The organism is Streptomyces sp. Tek67B01 (assembly GCF_055231995.1).
Map to the genome: position 1 here is coordinate 5,839,335 of NZ_JBUYUY010000001.1, position 21,050 is coordinate 5,860,384.

The following is a 21,050-nucleotide window of genomic DNA, read 5'->3' on the forward strand; positions in this document are numbered from 1 at the left end:
CCGGGGGCGCCGTCGCGGCGGCCCCGGCCGTCTCGGTCCGGATCAGGCCTTCGGGATCCAGGGCGGGGTCTGCCCCCAGGACCAGACGGGGATCTTCGCCGCGTCGACCGGCGGCGGGTTGGGGCCCGAGTAGATCAGGGCCATGCGCGTGCCCCACTCGATGTAGTAGGCGAACACCGCCCGGAACTCCGGGTCGGACGGAAGCCCGACCTCGTCCGCCGTGTCCATGAGGAGGTCCACCCAGCGGCGGCGCTGCGTCTCGGTGATGCCGCGGCCCAGGTGTTTGGTGGCCATGTGCTGGTGACCGCCGTGGTGGGCCGAGTAGTCGGAGGGGCCGCCGAAGACCTCCGACAGCCAGACGGCGACGTGCTGCGGGTGGTTCTTGTCCATTCCGGCGAAGACCGGCGCCAGGATCTCGTCCTGGAGGGCGTGCGCGTAGAAGACGTCCGTGAGGCGCTTCATCGCCTCGGCCCCGCCCATCCACTCGTAGATGGTGGGCGTCGTGTCGGGCGTGGTGCTCATGACTGGGAGGCGGCCTTTCCCGTGCCGAAGACGTCGGTGACCCGGTAGTGCTTCATTTCCTCGATGTTGTTCAGGTACGGCCGGATCGCGGCGAAGAACGCCGGGAACTGCTCGCCCTTGCGGAAGCCCTGGAGGTGGTCCTCGACCGATGTCCAGCGGATGCGGAGGATGTAGCGCTCGGCCTCCTCCTCACTGTGGGCGAGTTCGTAGTCGATGCACTCGGGCGAGGCGGCCAGGGACTCGGCCGCCCGCGCGTAGGCGTCCTCGAACGCCGGCTGGTCGTCCGCCCCGATCCGGTAGCGGATGTATTCGACGGTGGTCGTCATCGTGTGGAGCCTCTCCCTGAGGTCGTTGGTCCCGTCCCGGCTACCTTTCCGGGATCTTGCGCGCCCGGCGAGGTTTTCCGCTATTCGGACTCGGACTTCTGGATGTCCGCCTTGACGTCGGGGCCCTGCGAGCGGACCTTCCGGACCGTGTCGAGGGAGTCGCGCAGTTCGGTGAGCCAGGTGTCCGTGTTGCGGCTCACGAGGCGGACGCACCACGCCAGCGCGTCGGCGCGGCTGCGGGCCACGCCGCCCTCGACCAGGGTGTCGAGCACCTGGCGTTCGGACTGGCGCAGCCGGGTCATCACCGGGACCGCGAGGTGGGTGAAGAGCGTGGTCCCGTCGGCGGAGCGCACGCCCCAGGACACCTTGCGGCGGTAGAGCTCCTCCGCCTCGCGTGCCACCTCGACGCGCTGCTCGCGGGTGCGTTCGCGGAAGTCCTTCACCGACTCGTTCGCCGGGAGGGCGCCGATGACCGTGATCTCCTCGCGGTCGGCGGTGACGGAGACCAGGGACTCGTAGACGTCCACCGGCAGGCGGTCCGCGAACCAGGTACGGAGCTGTGTCTGCTGCTCGGGTGTAATCATGTAATCAACGTTGCATCCGCTCCTTCTTGATCGCAAGGACTTCGGTGTTCGCTCTCGGCCGGTGCTCCGGAGGGTTCAGCCCATCGAGCGGTAGCGGTGGATCAGGGAGACGGCCATCGCGCCCTCGCCGACGCCCGAGGCGACCCGCTTGACGGAGTGGGCGCGGACGTCACCCGCCGCGAAGACTCCGGGCACGCTGGTCTCCAGCGGGTACGGAGCGCGCTCCAGGCTCCACTCCGCGGGCAGTTCGCCCCCGTTGGAGATCAGGTCGGAGCCGGTGAGGACGAAGCCGTACTCGTCGCGCTCCACGACCCCGGCCAGCCAGTCCGTGTGGGGGCGGGCGCCGATGAACGTGAACATGAACCGGGCCGGGACCTCGGTGTCCTCGCCCGTGTCGGCGTCGTGGAGGGTCAGCCGTTCCAGGTGCTCGTCGCCGTCCAGCGCGACGACGGTCGTGCGGACCCGGACCTCGATGTTGGGGGTGCGCGCGATCTCGTCGATCAGGTAGCGGGACATGCTGGCGTCGAGGGACGCCGCGCGGACCAGGATCGTGACGCGGGCGGCGTACTTGGCGAAGTGCACCGCCGCCTGGCCGGCCGAGTTGGCGCCGCCCACGATGAACACGTGCTGCGAGATGCAGGCCGAGCTCTCGGTGGTGGCCGCCCCGTAGTAGAGGCCGGCGCCCTCGAAGCGGTCCGCTCCCGGCGCCTGAAGGCGGTTGTAGGAGACCCCGGTGGCGAGGAGGACCGTCTCCGCGCTGATCTCCGTACCGTCCGCCAGGGTGAGGATCTTCGCCGGGTCGTCCCGGGTCAGCGAGACGACCTCAACCGGGTGCAGGATCTCGGCGCCGAAGCGCGAGGCCTGGATGGTGGCCCGGCGGGTCAGGTCGCCGCCCGAGAGGCCCGACGGGAACCCGAGGTAGTTCTCGATCAGGCTGGAGGTGCCGGCCTGACCTCCGGGGGCGCGGGAGTCCAGCATGAGGGTGGACAGGCCCTCGGACGCCGAGTACACCCCGGCCGCCAGCCCCGCCGGGCCGGCGCCGACGATGACGCACTCGTAGTGCGGGCGGGAGGCGGTGGTCGCCAGGCCCAGGCGCTGGGCGAGCTGGGTGTCGGTCGGCGCGGAGAGCACCGCCCCGTCCGGGAAGCGGACCAGGGGCAGCGCCGCGTCGGGGTCGGCCGCGGCGAGCACCGTCAGCGCCTCGGGGTCGCGCTCGACGTTCAGGAACCGGAAGGGCTGCCCGTTGCGGGTGAAGAAGTCCCGGACGGCGTGGGTGCCCGGGGACACCAGGTGGCCCGCGACGATGATCCCGTCGTAGGCGGGGCGGTAGGTGGCGAGCCAGTCCGACAGCAGGTCGTCCAGTACCGGGAACAGCCGCTCGTGCGGCGGGTCCCAGGGCTTGAGCAGGTAGTAGTCCAGGCGGACCCGGTTGATGGCGGTGATCGCGGCGTCGGTCTCCGCGTAGGCGGTCAGCAGGACCCGGCGGGCGTCGGGGAAGCGGCTGACGGCCTCCAGAAGGAACTCCACCCCGGTGACGTCGGGCATCCGCTGGTCCACCAGGAACAGCGCCGGGTCGTGGCCGCGTTCGTCGAGGGAGTCGAGGATCTTGAGGGCGTCGGCGGCCGAGGAGGCGCCCAGTACCCGGTAGCGGTCGCCGTAGGCGCTGCGCAGATCGCGCCGGACGGCGCGCAGCACCTGCGGGTCGTCGTCGACGGCGAGGATGACGGGCTTGCGGTTCTCGGAGCGCTCGGTGGCGGCCGCGGCGTGTCCCGCCGTGGTCACGGGCGCGGCGGACCCGGTGTGGGCCACCGCGGAGGAGCGGGCGGGAGGGGAGCCTGCGGCGGAGCGGGCGGCGGGGGAGGGGGCCGTGGGGGAGCCGGCGGCGGAGGAGGGAGCCGCCGCGCGCTCCGGGGCCGCGCTCACGCGGGGTCCAGCATCAGCTTGTCGGCGTAGCACCAGGCCCAGTCCTCGCCGGGTTCGTGCGAGGCCGCGATGGGGTGTTCGGTGGTGCGGTAGTGCCGGGTGGCGTGACGGTTCTTCGAGGAATCACAGCAGCCGACGTGCCCGCAGCTCAGGCACATCCTCAGGTGTACCCAACCGTCCCCCGTGGCCAGGCACTCCTCGCAGCCCTCGGTCCCGGGCTTCACCGGACGTATCTGGTCGATGTGTGTGCACAACAGGTCCATCGTCATCGTCCCCGTCCCTCTCCTCGCGCATTCGTCCCGCTCGTCACACCCGTGAATCACGGGCGCGTCCAGACCATAAGTCGCGGATCCCGCAAAGGTTCATCGATTCGGCCGAAGTCATGGAGTACCGGGTCTACTTCATGACCTCGCGCGGCGACTACGTGAGGTGTCGGGGCGGCCCGCCCTTCTACCTCACGAAGTCGCATACGGGCGCTTTGACGCTGGCCCCGGGCGCAAGCAGGGTGGGGGACGCCAACACAACAGGCGGCGCCTGGAGGAATCTGTGAGCAGAAAGATTCTGGTCATTGTCTCCGAACACGGTTACTGGGCCGAAGAACTGATCGGACCGGTATCGAAGTTCGACGAGCGGGGCTATGAAGTCGTATTCGCCACGCCGACCGGGAAGCGCGCCCACGCACTTCCGCCGAGCCTCGACGCCCACTACGTCGACCCCCCGCTGGGTCGGTCGGTGACCACCGAGGAGAACGCGCGGCTGGGCCGCGAGTTCGAGCAGTCGAGCCGACTCGACTCGCCGCTCGACATCGAGGCGTGGGCGCCCGAACGCCCGTACACCAGCGACAAGGACTACCTGCCCAAGCTGGAGCAGTACCACCGCGATCTGGACAAGCTCCAGGAGGACATCGCCTCCTTCGACGCGATCCTCATCGTCGGCGGCAGCGGCCCCATCGCCGACCTCGCCAACAACGAGCGGGTCCACGCCCTCATCCTCGCCTTCAAGAACGCCGGCAAGGTCGTGGCGGCCGAGTGCTACGGGGTGGCCTGCCTGGCCTTCGCCCGGGACTGGGGCGACCGCAAGAGCATCATCTGGGGCAAGCACGTTACCGGCCACTGCAAGGAATACGACTACAAGGACGGCACCGGATTCCTCGGTACCGACTTCAACATGGGGCCGCCCCCGTATCCGCTGGAGTACATCCTGCGCGATGCCACCGGCCCGCGCGGCGCGTACCACGGGAATTTCGGCCACCCCCTTTCGGTGATCGTCGACTTCCCCTTCGTGACCGGCCGTTCGACCCCCGATTCATATCTGACGGGGCAGAAGATCGTGGAAGTCCTGGAGAACGGGCTCACCCGATACGGATGGTAGTCCGGTAACTCCTGGGAAAGAGGGGGAATTCATGGAAGCCACTCCCGGACGGGAAAGGCTGATCGATCAGTTCAAGGCCGACGGCCTGAATGTGATGTTCGGAAACCCGGGGACGGTCGAACAGGGATTCCTCGACGCGGTCGACGCGGCAACGGACTTCCGGTACGTCCTCGCCCTCCAGGAGACCGTCGCCGCCGGCATCGCCGACGGCTACGCCCGGGCCACCGGCGGCGCGGCCCTGCTCCAGCTGCACTCCGGTGTGGGGCTGGGCAACGGCATCGGAATGCTCTACCAGTCGCTGCGCGGCCACACCCCGCTCGTGGTGGTCGCCGGTGACGCCGGGGTCCGCTACGACGCCATGGACGCGCAGATGGCGTCCGACCTGGTGGCGATGGCCAAGCCGGTGACGAAGTACGCGACCCGGGTCACCGACCCGCGCTCGGTGCTCCGCACGATCCGGCGGGCCGTCAAGATCGCCCTGACCCCGCCGCGGGGACCGGTGTTCGTGGCACTGCCGATGGACGTGCTGGACGAGCCGAACTCGGAGCCCGTACTGCCCACCCAGGTGCCGCTCACGGACGTGGCGCCCTCACCCGCCTCGGTGGGCCGGGCGGCCGAGCTGCTCGCCTCCGCCGAACGCCCGGTCGTACTGATCGGCGACGGGGTGGCGCTGTCGGGGGCACAGGCCGAACTCGTGGCGGTCGCCGAACTGCTGGGCGCCGACGTGTACGAGGTGGACTCCTCCGAGGTGAACATCGCGGCGTCACACCCGCTGCGCCGCGGCCAGACGGGCCACATGTTCGGCCCGCACAGCAAGGAGCTGGTCGCCGGCGCGGACGGGGTCCTGATCGTCGGCACCTACGTCTTCCCGGAGGTGTTCCCCGAGCTGGAGAGCCCCTTCCGGGCCGGTGCGAAGGTCGTGCACATCGACCTCAACGCCTACGAGATCGCCAAGAACCACCCCGTGGACCTGGGCCTGGCCGCCGACCCCAAGCAGGCGCTGCGCGCGCTCGCGGGCGTACTGGAGCACCGGCTGACCACCGGGCAGCGCGCCGCCGCGGCCGCCCGGCTGGACGCCCGCGCCCGGGAGCGGGCCGCCGAGGCGGGCGCCCCGGACGCCGACGGCACGCCGATGGCCGTCTTCCTGCGAACCCTGGCCGAGCGGACGGGGGGCGACCTCATCGTCTTCGACGAGGCGCTGACCACCTCGCCGCTGGTCACCAGGTACCTGCCGGCGGAGCGGCCGGGCGACTACCACCTCACCCGGGGCGGTTCGCTCGGGGTGGGCTTCCCGGGAGCGGTCGGCGCCAAGCTGGCCCGACCGGACCGCCTCGTCGTCGGCTTCGCGGGCGACGGCGGGTCGATGTACACCTACCAGGCGCTCTGGACCGCGGTCCGGCACGGCATCGACGCCAAGTTCGTGGTCTGCAACAACCGCAAGTACCGGCTGCTCGACGACAACATCGCCCAGTACTGGCGGGAGCGGGACATCGCCGAGCACGACTTCCCGGGCTCCTTCGACCTCTCCCGTCCCGAGATCGACTTCGCCGGGCTGGCACGCGCCCTCGGCGCGGACGGGACACGGGTGGAGAAGCCGGACGAGGCGGTCGCGGCCGTGGGCCGGATGCTGGACCACCCCGGCCCGTACCTCGTCGACATCCAGATCTGATCCCCGCACCACGCCCTGACACCACTGCACCGGTACGGACAGGAGGAGACCGCATGCCCGCCGAGCGGCTGACCGAGGACGCGATCCGCAGCTTCGCCGAGAACTGGTACGTGGCCCTGGACCAGCACCTTCCGCTGGACCGGGTGCTCGGCCTCATCACCGAGGACCTGGAGTTCAAGGTCCCCGAGGACACCTTCCTCGGACACGAGGGCTTCGGCCGCTGGTACGCCGCCGTGACCTCCCGCTTCTTCGACGAGGTCCACACCGTCACGAAGGTCGAGCCCGTCATCGAGGGCGACCGGGCGATCGTGCGGGTCCTCGTGAACTGGCAGGCCAAGATCTGGGACCCGCCGGCCGCGCGCAGCCAGTGGCTCGGCTTCGACGCCGACCAGACCTGGGTCGTGGTGGCGGGCCAGGACGGCCCGCTGATCAAGCAGTACACCGTCAACGAACTGGCGCCGATGCCCGGTTCCGGTTCCCTCTGACCGGCTGCGCAGACGTAGGAGGAGGGGCGATGACCGAAGTGACGCGGGAGCGGGTGCGGGCGGCCTACCAGGCGCTCGGCTCCGGTGACCGGGCGCGCATCCTGGAGTACTACTCCGAGGACCTGCGCTGGCTGGTGCCGGGCAACCATCCGCTCGCCGGCTGGTACGAGAGCCTGGACGCCTTCCTGGAGCTGATGGGGCAGACCCACAAGCTCACGGGCGGCACCTTCCGGATGGACATCGAGGCGGTGCTCGTCGGCGAGGACTGCAGCGCCGACGTGTGCCGCAACGTCGCCGTGCGCGACGGCGCGGACGGGGCGAGCGGGTCCCCGTACGAGCGGATGGACTACCCGGTCTTCCACTTCATGCGGTGGCGGGACGGGCGGATCGTCGAGGGCCGCGACGGGCTCTTCGGCGACACGGCGACCGCCTTCAGCCAGTTCTGGGCGCCCTTCGCGCCCGACGGAACCCGCAGAGACCGATAGGGGGAGGAACGCGATGAGCGCGTTGGACGCACGAGAGATCCTGCGGAAGTACTACGAATACGCCAATGCCGGGGACTGGGACCGCTGGTGCGACCTGTTCGCCGACGACCAGGTCATGGACGAGCAGCTCGCCGGACACGTCGAGGGCCTGGAGACGCTGCGCTCGATGATGAAGGGCATGGGGACGATGTACCGGAGCTTCCGGAACGAGCCCGTGCACTTCCTCGTCGACGGGGAGCAGGCCGCGGCCGTCTCCCACCTCACCGCCGTCAGTCCCGCCGGCGAGGCCATCGAGGCCGAGGTCATGAACTTCTTCCGGATCGTGGACGGAAAGATCGTCTACATGTCGAACCACCACGACACCGTGCCCTTCCAGGTGCTCGGCCAGGGCTGAGGGGCGGCGTGATGGCGAGAGATGAGTACGACTACATCATCGTGGGGTCCGGCACCGCCGGCAGTGTCCTGGCGAACCGTCTCTCCGAGGACCCGGACGTCTCCGTCCTCGTCCTGGAGGCCGGCGGCGACCGCATCCCGCCCGAGGTGGACGACCCGTCCTCCTGGTACAAGCTGCTGGGCGGACCCGTCGACTGGGGCTACACCAGCGTCCCGCAGCCGGGGCTCGACGGCCGCCGTACGTACGAACCGCGCGGCAAGGCACCCGGCGGCAGCAGCAACCTCTACATCATGATGCACATCCGGGGCCACGCCTCGGACTTCGACAACTGGGCCTACCAGGGCGCCGCGGGCTGGGCGCACGAGGACGTGCTGCCCTACTTCGCCCTCCTGGAGGGCCAGGAGGACGCCACGGCCGGCACCACCGGTACCGGCGGCCCGCAGCGCATCACCCACGCCGGACGGCACAACCCCAACCCGACCTCCCGCGCCTTCATCGACGCGGCCGTGGAGCTCGGCCACCAGGAGATCGCCGACTTCAACACGGACGGGCCCCGGCGCGGACTCTTCGGCACCGGCTGGCACCACATCGACGTCGCGGACGGCCGCCGCCAGGGCGCCCTCGCCGCCTACCTGGAGCCGGCGCTGGAGCGGGCCAACCTGACCCTGCGCACCGGTGCGCAGAGCACCCGGCTGCTCTTCGACGGGGACACCTGCACCGGTGTCGAGTACGTCCGCCTCGCACCGGCCGCCCCCATCGCGGGCCGCGTGGTGGGCGACGGGCACAGCGCCGCCGCCGAGCCGGGGACGCACACCGTACGGGCCCGCCGGGAGGTGATCGTGGCCGCCGGGGCGATCGAGTCCCCGAAGCTGCTGCTGCTCTCCGGCATCGGGCACCCCGAGCAGCTGCGCGAACACGGCATCGGGGTCACCGCGGCCGTGCCCGGGGTGGGCGAGAACTTCCACAACCACGTGCTGACCGGGCTGATGGCGGAGGTCACGCAGGAGCTGCCGCCGCCGGCGCAGAACCTGTCGGAGAGCGCTCTGTTCCTGTCCTCGCAGCCGGGACTGCCCGCGCCCGACCTCCAGATCGCCTTCGTGCACGTGCCGTTCGACGTGATCGTCGGTCAGGACCACCCCAACACGGTGAGCATCCTGCCCGGGGTCGTACGACCCGTCTCGCGCGGCTGGATCAGGCTGGCGGGCGCCGACCCGCTGGCCCACCCGCTGATCAACCCGAATTACCTGGGCGACCGGTGGGACCTGGAACGGATGGTGCAAGGCGTCAAGATCGCCCGGGAGCTCTTCGCCACCTCCGCGTTCTCCCCCTGGTACAAGCAGGAGCTCCAGCCCGGGCCGGGCTACGTGAGCGACGAGGACCTGCGGACCTTCGTGAAGCAGAAGTCCGAGAGCTACCACCACCAGGCCGGCTCCTGCCGCATGGGCGTCGACGACCTCTCCGTCGTCGACCCGCAACTGCGGGTGCACGGCGTACGGAACCTGCGCGTCGTCGACGCCAGCGTGATGCCCGCGGTCCCCTCGGGCAACTGCCACACCGCCATCGCGATGATCGCCGAGCGCGCGGCGGACTTCCTGAAGGGAGTGTCCCGTGCCTGACGTCGTACTACGCGAGGGCGCCCTGACCGGGACCCGGATCGCGGTCCTGGTCGAGAGCGACTTCTACGAGCCGGAGATCTTCTACTACCAGCACCGGTTCGCCGAGGAGGGCGCCGAGGTCGACTTCCTGACCCGGCTGTGGGGAAACGACTCCATCACCTTCACCGGCCACGAGTACCGGGCGCCGTTCACCGCCGACAAGTCCCTGGAGGGGCTGGGCGACGAGGAGCTGCGCCGGTACGCGGCGATCATCGTCCCCTCGGGCATGGTGGCCGACCGGCTGCGCTACACCGAGGACGTGGACGTCCTGGCGCCCGCCACGGAGCTGCTGCGCCGGGCGTTCGAGGAGCCGACGGTCCTCAAGGGGATCATCTGTCACGGCATGTGGCTCGCCTCCTCGATCCCCGAGAAGATCCGCGGTCGCAAGGTGGTCTGTCACAACAACCTCATCGGCGACGTCCGGAACATGGGCGCCGAGTACGTCAACGAGGACGTGGTCGTCGACGGTGACCTGGTCACCGGGCGCACCGGCGCCCACCACCACCTCTTCGCCCGCCGGATCATCGAGTTGATCGCGGCGGGGCGGGGCCGGGGGGCGGCCTGATGGCCGGGACGGTCTGGTCCCACGTGGGCCTGAACTGCGCCGACCAGAAGACCACCGAGGAGTTCTACACCCGCTACTTCGGCTTCGCCCGAGCCCGGGTGGTCGACCTCGGCGACTCGCGGATCGTGTTCCTGCGCAAGGGGGACGCGTACCTGGAGCTCTTCACGGCCGGCACCGAACCGGACCGACCGGCGCAGGGGGCCTCCCCGACGGCAGCCGGGGGAGACGGGCCGCAGGCCCCGGGCCGCATGCGCCACCTGGCCTTCCAGACCGACGACGTGGACGCGTTCTTGGCGGAGCTCGGCGACGCGGCGGAAGTGACCCTGGGGCCGCTCGACTTCGACGACTTCATCTGCGGGTGGCGGACCGTGTGGCTCCGCGACCCGGACGGCGTGATCGTCGAGGTCAGCCAGGGATACGAGGACGACAGCTCTCACGACAAGGACGGTGTGTGAAACATGGCTGACGCCGTGGGTTTCTCCTTCTCCGACACGATCGCGGGCTACGTCGTCCGCTTCGACTCCCGCAGCAGGCTGTTGCGGCTGAAGACCTCCGACGGCCGCGAGTTCGACGTCTCGCTGGCCGGTGACCCCAGCGCCGAGCTGGTGCGCAACCTCGACGAGCCGTACATCGACGCCTCCGGGCACATCGACGAGATGCTCTCGCCGGGCCGGCTCCTGTTCGCCTACGGCGTCCACTACCCGCGGGCCGACGGCCGCTTCGACGCCAAGCGCCTGGTGTTCCTCGGCCGCGGCGCGGAGGACTACCGGTTCGAGGAACCCAGCTGGTGGATCAAGCAGATCGAGTCGCTGGCCGACTTCTACAAGCGGGCCCAGTTCGGCGACGGGCCCGTGGACTTCGCCGAGTACCGCACCGAGATCCGGCTCGGCGGCGACAAGACCGCCAGCCACGTCCAGGAGACCGACACCATCTCCCGCCTGGTCTACGGCATGGCCTCGGCCTACCTGCTGACCGGCAAGGACGAGTACCTGGAGGTCGCCGAACGCGGCACCGAGTACCTGCGCAAGCACATGCGGGTCGTGGACAGCGAGGAGGACGTGGTCTTCTGGTACCACGGCATCCGCGTCGACGGGGACAGCGAACGCAAGCTGTTCACCTCGGAGTTCTCCGACGACTACGACGCGATCCCGATGTACGAGCAGATCTACGCCCTGGCCGGTCCCATCCAGACGTACCGCGTCACCGGTGACGTACGGATCAAGGACGACGCGGACGCCACCATCCGGCTGTTCGACAAGTTCTTCAAGGACGAGGAACTGGGCGGCTACTACTCGCACATCGACCCGATCCTCTTCAGCGCCGACCACGAGTCGCTGGGCGAGAACGCGGAGCGCAAGAACTGGAACTCGGTCGGCGACCACGCGCCCGCCTACCTGATCAACCTGTACCTGGCGACCGGCGACCAGAAGTACGCCGACTTCCTGGAGTACACCTTCGACACCATCGCGGACAAGTTCCCGGACTACAAGAACAGCCCCTTCGTCCAGGAACGCTTCTACCGCGACTGGTCACACGACACGACGCACAGCTGGCAGCAGAACCGCGCCGTGGTCGGTCACAACCTCAAGATCGCCTGGAACCTGATGCGGATGAACTCGCTGAAGGCCAAGCCGGCCTACGAGGAGCTCGCCCGCAAGATCGGCGAGATCATGCCCGCCGTCGGCAGCGACCAGCAGCGCGGCGGCTGGTACGACGTGGTCGAACGGGTGAGGGAGGGCGACGAGGAGTCGTACCGCTTCGCCTGGCACGACCGCAAGGCGTGGTGGCAGCAGGAGCAGGCGATCCTCGCCTACCTCATCCTGAACGGCACGGTCGGCGGGGACGGCTTCCTGCGCGAGGCCCGGCAGGCGGAGGCCTTCTACAACACCTTCTTCCTCGACCACGACGAGGGAGCCGTCTACTTCAACGTGCTCGCCAGCGGTACGCCGTACCTGCTCGGCACCGAGCGGCTCAAGGGCAGCCACTCGATGTCCATGTACCACTCGGCGGAACTCTGCTACCTCTCCGCCGTCTACAACAACCTGCTCATCAACGGCCGGGAAATGGACTTCCACTTCCAGCCCGACCCCACGGACCTGCCCGACCGCGTCCTGCGCGTCTCACCCGACCTCCTGCCCGCAAGCTCCGTCGAGGTCGCGTCCGTCGAGATCGACGAGAAGCCGTGGACGGACTTCGACGCGAAGGGCCTCACGGTCCGGCTGCCCGACGTCCAGGGCCGGGTCAAGGTCAAGGTCCGGCTCCGGCCGGTCACCAGGTAATGCCCAACGGGGGGCGCCCCACCATGAGGGGAAGAAGACAATGACTCTTCACGTGAAAGAACGCCGGAACAAGGGCGGCACGGTCCTCGTCGCCACCGGTGAGATCAACAGCGAGACCTCGGGGCAGCTGCTCCAGGCCCTGCTGCCGCTCGTCCGCGAGGGACGGTCGCTGCGCATCGACCTCACCGCCGTCACCTACGTCTCCAGCGCCGGCCTGCGCACCCTGCTCGTCGTCTACCGGGAGGCCCAGCACGCCGGTGTCGCCGTCACCCTGTACGGGGTGAGCGAGGAAGTCCGGTTCGTCATGTCGGCCACCGGCTTCCTGGACTTCTTCTCCACCGGCGAGGCGGAAGCGGCCATCGCGAAGGTCCGGGCCGCGCGATGAGCGAAACCACGAGCGAACAGGTCCTGCGCGTCGACGCCTACCCGACCCACGAGGTGGGCGGGTACCGGGTCCGCGCCGGCAAGCCGTTCCCCTTCGGGGCCAACGTGGTCCCCGGCGGGGTCAGCTTCTCCGTCTTCTCCGACCAGGCCACCTCCATGACCCTGGTCATCTACAAGCGCGGCGAGGCCGAGCCGATGGCCGAGCTGGAGTTCCCCGAGGAGTTCCGCACCGGCAGCGTCTTCGCGATGACGGTCTTCGGTCTCGACCACGAGAACATCGAGTACGGGTACCGGGCCGACGGCCCCTACGACCCCGTCACCGGCCACCGCTTCGACGCCCGCCAGGTCCTCTCCGACCCCTACGCGCGGCTGATCGCCGGCCGTGACGTGTGGGGCGTGGAACCGGACCGCAGCCGCGGCTACCAGTACCGTTCGCGGGTCTGCCTCCAGGACTTCGACTGGGGCGACGACACCCCGCTGCGGATACCCGCCGAGGACCTCGTCGTCTACGAGGCCCACGTACGCGGTTTCACCCGGCACCCCTCCTCGGGGGTCACCGCCCCCGGGACGTTCGCCGGGCTGCGCGAGAAGATCCCGTACCTCAAGGAACTCGGGATCAACTGCATCGAGCTCCTGCCGGTGTTCGAGTTCGACGAGAGCGACAACCCGCGGAGCAACCCGGAGACCGGCGAGAAGCTCTACGACTACTGGGGCTACAACACCGTCTCGTTCTTCGCGCCCAAGGCCGGCTACGCGGCCACCGGACGCTACGGGATGCAGGGCGACGAGTTCCGCACCCTGATCAAGGATCTGCACGCGGCCGGCATCGAGGTCATCCTCGACGTCGTCTTCAACCACACCGCCGAGGGCAACGAGCAAGGCCCGACGATCTCCTTCAAGGGGCTCGACAACGCCACGTACTACATGCTCACGCCCGAGGGGTACTACTTCAACTTCAGCGGCACCGGCAACACCGTCAACTGCAACCACCCCGTGGTGCGCAACTACGTACTCGACTGCCTGCGCCACTGGGTGGCCGACTACCACATCGACGGCTTCCGCTTCGACCTCGCGGCCATCCTCGGCCGCTCCGCGGACGGCACCCCGCTGCCCAACCCGCCGCTGCTGGAATCGCTCGCCTTCGACCCGGTGCTGCGGCACACCAAGCTCATCGCCGAGGCCTGGGACGCCGGCGGCCTCTACGAGGTCGGCAACTTCCCGGCGTACGGACGCTGGGCCGAATGGAACGGCAAGTACCGTGACACCGTCCGCAGCTTCCTCAAGGGCGACCCCGGGGTCACCGGGGAACTCGCCACCCGGGTCGCGGGCTCGCCCGACCTCTACTCCACCCGCGGCACCTCGGCGTCGGTCAACTTCCTGACCGCGCACGACGGGTTCACCCTCGCCGACCTCGTCTCGTTCAACGACAAGCACAACGAGGCCAACGGCGAGGGCAACAACGACGGTGGCAACGACAACGCCAGCTGGAACTGCGGGGCCGAAGGGCCCACCGACGACCCCGACGTCAACGCGCTGCGCCTGCGCCAGATGAAGAACGCGCTGGCCATCCTCTTCACCAGTCAGGGCATCCCGATGCTGCTGTCCGGTGATGAGGTGGCGCGCACCCAGCAGGGCAACAACAACACGTACTGCCAGGACAACGAACTGTCCTGGTTCGACTGGGACCAGGTCGACGAGAACGCCGAACTGCTCCGGTTCACCCGCGAGCTGATCGCCTTCCGCAAGCACCATCGCGAGCTGCGCTCCACCTCGCACCCCACCGGACAGATGCGGGACGCCCTGGGGCTGCCCGACATCAGCTGGCACGGGGAGCGGGCCTGGCAGCCCGACTGGTCGCAGGAGAGCCGGCTGTTGGCGGTGGCACGTTGCGGCACCGGGGACGACGACGTGGTGTACGTGGCCATGAACTCGCACTGGGAGTCGCACGACCTGGAACTGCCCGCCCTGCCCGGCGGGCGGACCTGGCACCTGTTCGCCGACACCTCGGCCGAGGCGCCGTACGACATCCGCACCCCCGGTGCGGAGCAGGAGCTGGACAACGCCGGCAAGTACCTGATCGGCCCCCGCTCCGTCGTGATCCTCGTGGGCCGTACGAACGAGCCCGAGACGACCGGGACGTTCTGACCGAAGGAGACCTGACATGCCGCTTTCCGTGTCCCTGAGCATCGAGGGCGACACCACCGTGATCGAACTGGCGGGCGAGCTGGACGCCAACACGGCCCCGGACTTCCACCAGACGATCGAGAAGGCCGCGGGCCACGGCACCAACACCGTCGAGATCCGGATGGCCGGCGTCGGCTACATGGCCAGCGCCGGACTGCGCTCCCTGGTCTTCGCCCAGCAGAAGGTGGCCGACCACGTCACCATCAAGGTGGTCGGCGCCATCGAGCCCGTGTCCCGGACCATCCGCACCGCCGGACTGGACCGGAGCATCCTGCTCTCCGACGACTGACGGCCGTGGGCGACATGGTCGAACTGGCGAGCAAGCCCTCCGTACTGGACGTGCCCGCGAAGGTCGGGGCACTGGGCGACATCGCCGCGTTCGTCCTGCGCCTGGCCGGCCGGGCACGCCTGGGCAAACGGGCCACGTACCGGATCCGGCTGGCCGTGGACGAGCTGGCCACGAACGTGATCACGCACGGGTACCGGTGTGGCGGCGGACGGATCACCGTCCGCGGCCACTCCCGCCCCGGCGGGGTGCGGATCGTCATCGAAGACGCCGCACCTCCCTTCGACCCCGTCCGAGGCTGCCTGCCCCCCGCCACCGGGGTCCCCCCGGAACGGCGGCGGGTCGGCGGTCTCGGCATCCACCTGGCTCTCACCAGCGTGGACGAATTCAGCTACGCACGCATGGACGGCCGGAACGTCAGCACGCTGACCGTGAAGGCCGAGGGGACGGACCCATGCCCTCCACGACCGTGATCATCCTCGACGAGTACCCGCCTCCCACGCCCGAACTGCTCGACGCACTCAGGCTGATGGACGCGGAACTCGTCCCCCGCACCCTGACGGAACTGCTGCGAGGCCCACTGGAAGTGCTGCCCGTGGCGGACGTGCTGCTCGCCCCGGCCGAGGCCGACGGCGAGAGCGTGCGGATGGCCGTACGCCGGCTGCGCCGCTGGGCCGGGGCCCCGATCGTGGTCGTCTGGACGGTGGCGGAGTTCGCCGCCCTCGAGCAGCACGTACGGCTCGGCCACGACTACCTCGTACCGCCGTTCCTGCCCGCCCTGGTCGGTGCCAGGCTGCACAGCTGCTCCGAGCGGGCCGGGCTCGGCCGGACCCTGCGCGAGGCGGACGCCCGCGCCGAACTGATGGGCTACGAGAAGGAACTGGAGATCGGCCGGGAGATCCAGGCCGGGTTCCTGCCCGAATCGCTGCCCGTCCCGGCCGGCTGGGAGATAGACGTACGCTTCCGGCCCGCACGCCAGGTCGCCGGCGACTTCTACGACGTCTTCGAGATGTCCCGGGGCCGCCGGCTCGCGGTGGTCGTCGCCGACGTCTGCGACAAGGGTGTCGGGGCGGCCCTCTTCATGGCACTGATCCGCTCCCTGCTGCGGCACACCGCCGAGAACAGCGGTCTCCAGCACCTGATGGCGGCCGGCCGTACGGGGGGCAGCCGTCGCACCCCCGTCGTCGGCGCCACCCCGCTGCTCAACGCGGTCACGGCGACCAACGGCTACCTCACCCGCAACCACCTGCGGCAGGGCTACTTCGCCACCCTGTTCTTCGGGGTGCTCGACCCGCTCACCGGCAGCCTGGTCTACATCAACGGCGGCCACAACCCGCCCCTGCTGCTGTCCGGCTCCGGCGACGTGCCCGTCCCGCTCGACGTCACAGGGCCGGCCGTCGGCGTCCTGCCCGACTGCGTCTACACCCTCGGCTACGCCCAGTTGAACCCCGGGGACACCCTCTTCGTGTTCACGGACGGGGTACCGGAGGCCCGCTGCCCGGAAGGAACCTTCCTCGGCGACGAGCGGATGCTGGAACTGCTCGGGGGCCCGCCCGTGAGCGGCAAGGACGTGGTCGACCGGATCGACCTGGCGGTGCGCGAGCACACCGGGCTCGCCGAACAGCACGACGACGTCACCATGCTGGCCCTGCACCGGCCACGTGCGGCGCGGGGGCCGCACGCGGACCGAACGGCGGCGGCCTGATGACCCGGACCATCGTGGTGCACTCACACCGTGGCGGTACCGGCAAGTCCTCGGTACTGGCGAACCTCGCGCTGCTGATCGCGGCCGGGGGACGCCGGGTGGGGGTGGTCGACACGGACATCCAGTCGCCCACCCTGGACCTGCTGTTCCGGATCGGCCCGGGCGCCGGCTCGCTCGCCGACTACCTCCTCGGCCGCTGCGAGATCGAGACCGCGGCACAGAAGACCGGTGTACCCGGGCTGTACGTCGTACCGGCGCGGACCGGGACCGCGGCCCTGCGCGAACTCATGTCCACCGGCTACGACGTGGGGCTGCTCCCGGAGGGCTTCGAGCGGCTGTCCGAGCACTACGCGCTCGACGTCCTGTTGCTCGACACCCACGCCGGGCTCAACAACGAGTCGGTGACCGCCATGGCCAGCGCCGACGTGGTGCTGATCATGGCGCGGGCCGACCGCGTCGACCTCTCCGGGGTCGAGGAGACCCTCTCCCTCGCCGGGCGACTGGCCTGCCGGCGGGCGCTCGTCCTGAGCATGGCCCCCGAGGGCGTCGACCGGGTGGACGCCCGCCGGCGCGCCGAGGAGGTCTACGGGGCGCCCCTGGCCGGAATCCTTCCGTACGTACCGGAAATGGCCGCTCTGTACGGCGAGCGCATATTCGCCGAAGCCCATCCCGACCACCCCCTGGTCGGTGAATTCCGCACCATCATCTCGGCGCTGGACGCACGTGACGAAGTATCGCGCGCCTGACGCTCCCCCCTTACGCCCCTCGCGGGCGGCGTGTTGAATCGGCAGCGATTCCAGAACAAGGAGATCAGTCATGAAGATCCTCGTCGTCATGACGGCAAAGGCCACGCTCCATCTGCTCGACGGGGAACAACACCCCTCGGGTTTCTGGGCAGAGGAATTCGTCGTGCCCTACACCCTCTTCCGCGACGCCGGCCACACCGTGGACGTGGCGACGATCGGCGGCCAGGCCCCGACGGTCGACCGGACCAGCATCGACCCGCAGTTCCTCCAGTACGTCCGGCCCGCGGGCTCCCCCGACGAGGACGCCGCCAACGCGGCCGAATACGTACGGGTCATCGGGAGCACCCCGCAACTCGAAAGCCCGATCGCGCTCGAATCCCTCGGCGAGAAGGACATCGCCGACTACGACGGGATCTACGTCAGCGGCGGCCACGGCGCCATCGGCGACCTGCCGAAGTCCGACGAGCTCGCCCAGATCCTGCGGTGGGCCATCGCCCAGGACAAGCCGCTGGCCACCGTCTGCCACGGTCACACCTCGCTGCTCGCGCTGCGCGACGGCGAGGGCCGCTGGCCGTTCGAGGGCTACCGGATGACGGCCTTCTCGCACAGCGAGGAACTCGTCACGAACATGGCCGGGCGGCTCCCGCTGATCCTCGAGGTCGAACTCACCAGACTCGGCGCCCGCTACGAGAAGGCCGAGGCGATCTGGGACTCGCACGTCGTCGTCGACCGCAAGCTCACCACCGGCCAGAACCCGTACTCCTCCAAGGCCCTCGCCGAGACCTTCTTAGCGCAGCTCGCGAAGGGCTGACAGGCCCCCGCACCCCCGACACGGAAGGCAGCCATGACCAAGCGTGAGCTGAGCGGCCAGCCCCTCGCCAACCCCGGGAAGCTCTTCATCGGCGGCAGATGGGTCGCGTCCCAGGACGGCCGGACCGAACCGGACGTCAGCCCCGTGGACGGGCGGGAGATCGTACCGGTGGCCCAGGCCACCGCCGCGGACGCGGACGCGGCCGTGGCCGCCGCCCGCCAGGCGTACGAGGAAGGCCCGTGGAGCAGACTGTCCGCCCAGGAACGCGCGCTGCGGCTGAACCGGGTCGGTGAGCTCATCGAGCGGGACCTGGAGGAGATCGCCCTGCTGGAGACGGTGGACATGGGCAAACCGTTCGCCTTCTCCAGCACGGTCGACGCCCCGATGGCCGCCCAGCTCATGCACTACTACGCGGGCGCGGTCACCCGTGTCGACGGCTCCTCGCGGGCCCCGGCCGGCGGCCAGCTCGCCTACACCCTGCGCGAACCGCTGGGCGTGGTGTGCGCCATCACCCCGTTCAACTTCCCGCTGCTGCTGTCGATGACCAAGATCGCCCCGGCCCTCGCCGCGGGCAACACGGTCGTCCACAAGCCCTCCCCGGCCACCCCGCTCACCGCCCTCAAGATCGCCGAACTGTTCCAGGAGGCGGAGATCCCGGACGGGGTGTTGAACGTCATCACCGGTCCGGGCGTGGAACTGGGGGAGACCCTCACCGACCACCCCGGCATCGACAAGATCGCCTTCACCGGCTCCACGGCGGTCGGCCAGGCGATCATCCGCAAGTCGGCCGGCACCCTGAAGAAGGTCACGATGGAACTCGGCGGCAAGTCCGCCAACATCGTCTTCGCCGACGCGGACCTGGCCGCCGCCGAGGAACTGGCCTTCTTCGGCATCTACTACAACAAGGGCGAGATCTGCACCGCCGGCTCCCGGCTGCTGCTCCAGCGCCCCATCCACGACGAGATGGTCGAACGGCTGGTGCGGCGGGCCTCCGCCCTCAAGCCCGGAGACCCGCGCGACCCGGCCACTTTGTTCGGGCCGCTCGCCCACCGAGGCCAGTTCGACAAGGTGAGCTCCTACATCGAGGTCGGGGAGAAGGAAGGCGCCGTCCTGCGGACCGGCGGCACCGGATGGATCCCGGAGGGCACGTCCACGGGCCTGTCGGGGGGCCTGTACTTCCTGCCGACCGTCTTCACCGGTGTCGACAACGGGATGCGGATCGCCCAGGAGGAGATCTTCGGCCCGGTCCTGTCGATCATCCCCTTCGACACCGAGGAGGACGCCGTGCGCATCGCCAACGACAGCGCGTACGGCCTCGCCGCCGGGGTGCACACCAAGGACCTGCGGCGCGCCCACCGGGTGGCCTCGCAGATCAAGGCGGGGACCGTCTGGGTCAACTGCTACAACCAGTACGACCCCTCGGTGCCCTACGGCGGCTACAAGGCCTCCGGTTACGGCCGTGAGTGCGGGCCCGAATCCCTGGAGAGCTACACCCAGACCAAGTCGGTCTGGATCGGGATGGACTGAGGAGTGTCAATGCGCACAGGCATCATCGGCACCGGCCGGATCGGCACGGTCCTCGCCCGCATCCTGGTCGCCGCCGGCCACGAGGTCGTGCTCGCCAACGCCCGTGGCCCGCGGACCCTGGCCCCGCTGCTGGCCGAACTGGGCCCCGCGGCATCGGCGGCGCACCCCGCCGATGCCGCCGGCCGGGCCGACCTGCTGGTGCTGATGCTGCCGTTCGACCGCGTACGGGGGCTGCTGCCGCCGCACGTCGTACAGGACAAGGTGCTGGTGGACGCCACCAACGCGTTCGGCGGCGCCGGGACCCCCGCCGATCTCGGCGGCCGCGGCTCCAGCGACCTGGTCGCCGAGTGGTATCCCGGCGCCCGGGTCGTGAAATCCCTGAACACCATGCATTTCGAGACTCTCGCCGTGGCCGGCACCGAAGCGGGCGAACGGCTGGCCCATTTCACGGCGGGCGACGACGGAAAAGCGAAGGAAATCGTCGCGGGAATCATCTCTGATCTGGGATTCGCCCCCGTCGACACCGGACCGCTGCACTCCGGAGGAATTCTCCAACAGCCCGGCGGACCTCTCTTCAACCGGCCGCTCACGGAAGCGCAGGCGCTCGCATGGATCTCTCACTGAACGTGAACGGAAGACCCGAGCAGTTCTCGGCCCCGCCGAACGAACTGCTCGTGGAACGGCTCCGTGAAGGCTTGGGACTGACCGGGACCAAGGTCGGCTGTGACACCGGCCAGTGCGGCTCGTGCGTCGTGCGGCTCGACGGCAGGTCCGTCAAGAGTTGCCTGGTCCTCACCGCGTCGGCCGCGGGAGCCCAGGTGACCACCATCGAGGGGGTCACCACCCCCGGCGGCGAACTCAACGGCCTCCAGGAAGCCTTGCGTCAAGAGCACGGCACCCAGTGCGGCTTCTGCACCCCCGGCATGGTGATGGCGCTCGGGGAATTCGTCGAGACCGCGCTCACCGATGACGCCGCCGACCGCGAGGCACCCACCGAGGCCGAGATCCGCGAATGGCTCACCGGCAACCTGTGCCGCTGCACCGGCTACCACAGCGTCGTGCGCGGAGTGCAGCGCGCCTGCTCCGCCGCCCGCGCCGAGGAACCCGCCGCCGCGCCCGCCGCGTCGGCGTCCGGACAGGAGGTGTGAG

At 69.8% G+C, this 21,050-nt stretch carries 24 protein-coding genes; 19 read left to right on the plus strand and 5 right to left on the minus strand.

What is annotated here, in order from left to right:
* Positions 1-42 precede the first annotated feature (42 nt).
* From ACV7NM_RS26310 to ACV7NM_RS26330, 5 genes are all read right to left on the minus strand, one after another.
* On the minus strand, positions 43-522 hold the full coding sequence (locus ACV7NM_RS26310) for a group II truncated hemoglobin (RefSeq protein ID WP_463412590.1): 480 nt from the start codon (positions 520-522) through the stop codon (positions 43-45).
* Entirely contained in the window at positions 519-848 is a 330-nt protein-coding gene (locus ACV7NM_RS26315) for an antibiotic biosynthesis monooxygenase family protein (protein ID WP_463412591.1), read from the minus strand. Before ACV7NM_RS26315 ends, ACV7NM_RS26310 begins: the two co-directional genes overlap by 4 nt.
* Positions 849-928: 80 nt before the next feature.
* Positions 929-1,432, minus strand: a complete 504-nt coding sequence (locus tag ACV7NM_RS26320; protein WP_463412592.1) for a hypothetical protein — start codon at positions 1,430-1,432, stop codon at positions 929-931.
* A 75-nt stretch (positions 1,433-1,507) separates the two neighbouring features.
* Positions 1,508-3,214, minus strand: coding sequence for an NAD(P)/FAD-dependent oxidoreductase (locus ACV7NM_RS26325; RefSeq protein ID WP_463414073.1), 1,707 nt, complete (start codon positions 3,212-3,214; stop codon positions 1,508-1,510).
* 137 nt (positions 3,215-3,351) lie between these two features.
* A complete protein-coding gene (locus ACV7NM_RS26330; RefSeq protein ID WP_136210852.1) occupies positions 3,352-3,624 on the minus strand; it encodes a UBP-type zinc finger domain-containing protein in 273 nt (90 codons plus the stop codon).
* A 277-nt stretch (positions 3,625-3,901) separates the two neighbouring features.
* On the opposite strand from ACV7NM_RS26330, the gene ACV7NM_RS26335 reads away from it, so the two are divergent.
* The 19 genes from ACV7NM_RS26335 (at position 3,902) to ACV7NM_RS26425 (ending at position 21,049) form a co-directional block, all read left to right on the plus strand.
* Positions 3,902-4,726, plus strand: a complete 825-nt coding sequence (locus ACV7NM_RS26335) for a type 1 glutamine amidotransferase domain-containing protein (protein ID WP_463412593.1) — start codon at positions 3,902-3,904, stop codon at positions 4,724-4,726.
* A gap of 31 nt (positions 4,727-4,757) precedes the next feature.
* Complete coding sequence (locus tag ACV7NM_RS26340; RefSeq protein WP_463412594.1) at positions 4,758-6,395, plus strand: thiamine pyrophosphate-binding protein; 1,638 nt, start codon at positions 4,758-4,760, stop codon at positions 6,393-6,395.
* A 53-nt stretch (positions 6,396-6,448) separates the two neighbouring features.
* Positions 6,449-6,880, plus strand: coding sequence for a nuclear transport factor 2 family protein (locus ACV7NM_RS26345; RefSeq protein ID WP_361315774.1), 432 nt, complete (start codon positions 6,449-6,451; stop codon positions 6,878-6,880).
* Between the two features lie 29 nt (positions 6,881-6,909).
* Positions 6,910-7,365, plus strand: a complete 456-nt coding sequence (locus ACV7NM_RS26350; protein ID WP_463412595.1) for a nuclear transport factor 2 family protein — start codon at positions 6,910-6,912, stop codon at positions 7,363-7,365.
* 13 nt (positions 7,366-7,378) lie between these two features.
* Positions 7,379-7,759, plus strand: coding sequence for a nuclear transport factor 2 family protein (locus ACV7NM_RS26355; RefSeq protein ID WP_463412596.1), 381 nt, complete (start codon positions 7,379-7,381; stop codon positions 7,757-7,759).
* Between the two features lie 11 nt (positions 7,760-7,770).
* Entirely contained in the window at positions 7,771-9,375 is a 1,605-nt protein-coding gene (locus ACV7NM_RS26360) for a GMC family oxidoreductase (RefSeq protein WP_463412597.1), read from the plus strand.
* Positions 9,368-9,979: a DJ-1/PfpI family protein gene (locus ACV7NM_RS26365; protein WP_463412598.1), complete on the plus strand. Its 612-nt coding sequence runs from the start codon at positions 9,368-9,370 to the stop codon at positions 9,977-9,979. Before ACV7NM_RS26360 ends, ACV7NM_RS26365 begins: the two co-directional genes overlap by 8 nt.
* Positions 9,979-10,434: a VOC family protein gene (locus tag ACV7NM_RS26370; protein WP_463412599.1), complete on the plus strand. Its 456-nt coding sequence runs from the start codon at positions 9,979-9,981 to the stop codon at positions 10,432-10,434. The genes ACV7NM_RS26365 and ACV7NM_RS26370 overlap by 1 nt, the downstream gene beginning before the upstream one ends.
* Positions 10,435-10,437: 3 nt before the next feature.
* Positions 10,438-12,258 carry an AGE family epimerase/isomerase gene (locus ACV7NM_RS26375; RefSeq protein ID WP_463412600.1) on the plus strand — a complete coding sequence of 607 codons (1,821 nt, stop codon included), beginning with the start codon at positions 10,438-10,440 and terminating at the stop codon, positions 12,256-12,258.
* Positions 12,259-12,310: 52 nt separating this feature from the next.
* Entirely contained in the window at positions 12,311-12,643 is a 333-nt protein-coding gene (locus tag ACV7NM_RS26380; protein ID WP_463412601.1) for an STAS domain-containing protein, read from the plus strand.
* Positions 12,640-14,787, plus strand: a complete 2,148-nt coding sequence (gene glgX / locus ACV7NM_RS26385; protein WP_463412602.1) for a glycogen debranching protein GlgX — start codon at positions 12,640-12,642, stop codon at positions 14,785-14,787. Before ACV7NM_RS26380 ends, glgX begins: the two co-directional genes overlap by 4 nt.
* Positions 14,788-14,803: 16 nt before the next feature.
* Positions 14,804-15,115: an STAS domain-containing protein gene (locus ACV7NM_RS26390; protein ID WP_463412603.1), complete on the plus strand. Its 312-nt coding sequence runs from the start codon at positions 14,804-14,806 to the stop codon at positions 15,113-15,115.
* A 14-nt stretch (positions 15,116-15,129) separates the two neighbouring features.
* Positions 15,130-15,585, plus strand: coding sequence for an ATP-binding protein (locus ACV7NM_RS26395; protein ID WP_463414074.1), 456 nt, complete (start codon positions 15,130-15,132; stop codon positions 15,583-15,585).
* Positions 15,567-16,817, plus strand: a complete 1,251-nt coding sequence (locus tag ACV7NM_RS26400) for a PP2C family protein-serine/threonine phosphatase (protein WP_136210827.1) — start codon at positions 15,567-15,569, stop codon at positions 16,815-16,817. The genes ACV7NM_RS26395 and ACV7NM_RS26400 overlap by 19 nt, the downstream gene beginning before the upstream one ends.
* Positions 16,817-17,563, plus strand: coding sequence for a MinD/ParA family ATP-binding protein (locus ACV7NM_RS26405; RefSeq protein ID WP_463412604.1), 747 nt, complete (start codon positions 16,817-16,819; stop codon positions 17,561-17,563). The genes ACV7NM_RS26400 and ACV7NM_RS26405 overlap by 1 nt, the downstream gene beginning before the upstream one ends.
* A gap of 70 nt (positions 17,564-17,633) precedes the next feature.
* Complete coding sequence (locus tag ACV7NM_RS26410) at positions 17,634-18,374, plus strand: type 1 glutamine amidotransferase domain-containing protein (protein WP_463412605.1); 741 nt, start codon at positions 17,634-17,636, stop codon at positions 18,372-18,374.
* 33 nt (positions 18,375-18,407) lie between these two features.
* Positions 18,408-19,901 (plus strand): aldehyde dehydrogenase family protein, encoded by a 1,494-nt coding sequence (locus ACV7NM_RS26415; protein WP_463412606.1) that lies wholly within the window; start codon positions 18,408-18,410, stop codon positions 19,899-19,901.
* A 9-nt stretch (positions 19,902-19,910) separates the two neighbouring features.
* Positions 19,911-20,525: an NADPH-dependent F420 reductase gene (locus ACV7NM_RS26420; RefSeq protein ID WP_463412607.1), complete on the plus strand. Its 615-nt coding sequence runs from the start codon at positions 19,911-19,913 to the stop codon at positions 20,523-20,525.
* Positions 20,510-21,049 carry a (2Fe-2S)-binding protein gene (locus tag ACV7NM_RS26425; protein ID WP_463412608.1) on the plus strand — a complete coding sequence of 180 codons (540 nt, stop codon included), beginning with the start codon at positions 20,510-20,512 and terminating at the stop codon, positions 21,047-21,049. The genes ACV7NM_RS26420 and ACV7NM_RS26425 overlap by 16 nt, the downstream gene beginning before the upstream one ends.
* The last annotated feature ends 1 nt before the right edge of the window (position 21,050 follow it).

Bases quoted from the DNA above. Each gene is read 5' to 3' on its own strand.
- ACV7NM_RS26420 (WP_463412607.1), top strand. From the start codon at position 19,911: ATGCGCACAGGCATCATCGGCACCGGCCGGATCGGCACGGTCCTCGCC.
- ACV7NM_RS26320 (WP_463412592.1), bottom strand. From the start codon at position 1,432: ATGATTACACCCGAGCAGCAGACACAGCTCCGTACCTGGTTCGCGGAC.
- ACV7NM_RS26400 (WP_136210827.1), top strand. From the start codon at position 15,567: ATGCCCTCCACGACCGTGATCATCCTCGACGAGTACCCGCCTCCCACG.
- ACV7NM_RS26355 (WP_463412596.1), top strand. From the start codon at position 7,379: ATGAGCGCGTTGGACGCACGAGAGATCCTGCGGAAGTACTACGAATAC.
- ACV7NM_RS26345 (WP_361315774.1), top strand. From the start codon at position 6,449: ATGCCCGCCGAGCGGCTGACCGAGGACGCGATCCGCAGCTTCGCCGAG.
- ACV7NM_RS26340 (WP_463412594.1), top strand. From the start codon at position 4,758: ATGGAAGCCACTCCCGGACGGGAAAGGCTGATCGATCAGTTCAAGGCC.
- ACV7NM_RS26425 (WP_463412608.1), top strand. From the start codon at position 20,510: ATGGATCTCTCACTGAACGTGAACGGAAGACCCGAGCAGTTCTCGGCC.
- ACV7NM_RS26310 (WP_463412590.1), bottom strand. From the start codon at position 522: ATGAGCACCACGCCCGACACGACGCCCACCATCTACGAGTGGATGGGC.
- glgX (WP_463412602.1), top strand. From the start codon at position 12,640: ATGAGCGAAACCACGAGCGAACAGGTCCTGCGCGTCGACGCCTACCCG.
- ACV7NM_RS26350 (WP_463412595.1), top strand. From the start codon at position 6,910: ATGACCGAAGTGACGCGGGAGCGGGTGCGGGCGGCCTACCAGGCGCTC.
- ACV7NM_RS26410 (WP_463412605.1), top strand. From the start codon at position 17,634: ATGAAGATCCTCGTCGTCATGACGGCAAAGGCCACGCTCCATCTGCTC.
- ACV7NM_RS26330 (WP_136210852.1), bottom strand. From the start codon at position 3,624: ATGACGATGGACCTGTTGTGCACACACATCGACCAGATACGTCCGGTG.
- ACV7NM_RS26375 (WP_463412600.1), top strand. From the start codon at position 10,438: ATGGCTGACGCCGTGGGTTTCTCCTTCTCCGACACGATCGCGGGCTAC.
- ACV7NM_RS26370 (WP_463412599.1), top strand. From the start codon at position 9,979: ATGGCCGGGACGGTCTGGTCCCACGTGGGCCTGAACTGCGCCGACCAG.
- ACV7NM_RS26315 (WP_463412591.1), bottom strand. From the start codon at position 848: ATGACGACCACCGTCGAATACATCCGCTACCGGATCGGGGCGGACGAC.
- ACV7NM_RS26395 (WP_463414074.1), top strand. From the start codon at position 15,130: ATGGTCGAACTGGCGAGCAAGCCCTCCGTACTGGACGTGCCCGCGAAG.
- ACV7NM_RS26405 (WP_463412604.1), top strand. From the start codon at position 16,817: ATGACCCGGACCATCGTGGTGCACTCACACCGTGGCGGTACCGGCAAG.
- ACV7NM_RS26415 (WP_463412606.1), top strand. From the start codon at position 18,408: ATGACCAAGCGTGAGCTGAGCGGCCAGCCCCTCGCCAACCCCGGGAAG.
- ACV7NM_RS26360 (WP_463412597.1), top strand. From the start codon at position 7,771: ATGGCGAGAGATGAGTACGACTACATCATCGTGGGGTCCGGCACCGCC.
- ACV7NM_RS26390 (WP_463412603.1), top strand. From the start codon at position 14,804: ATGCCGCTTTCCGTGTCCCTGAGCATCGAGGGCGACACCACCGTGATC.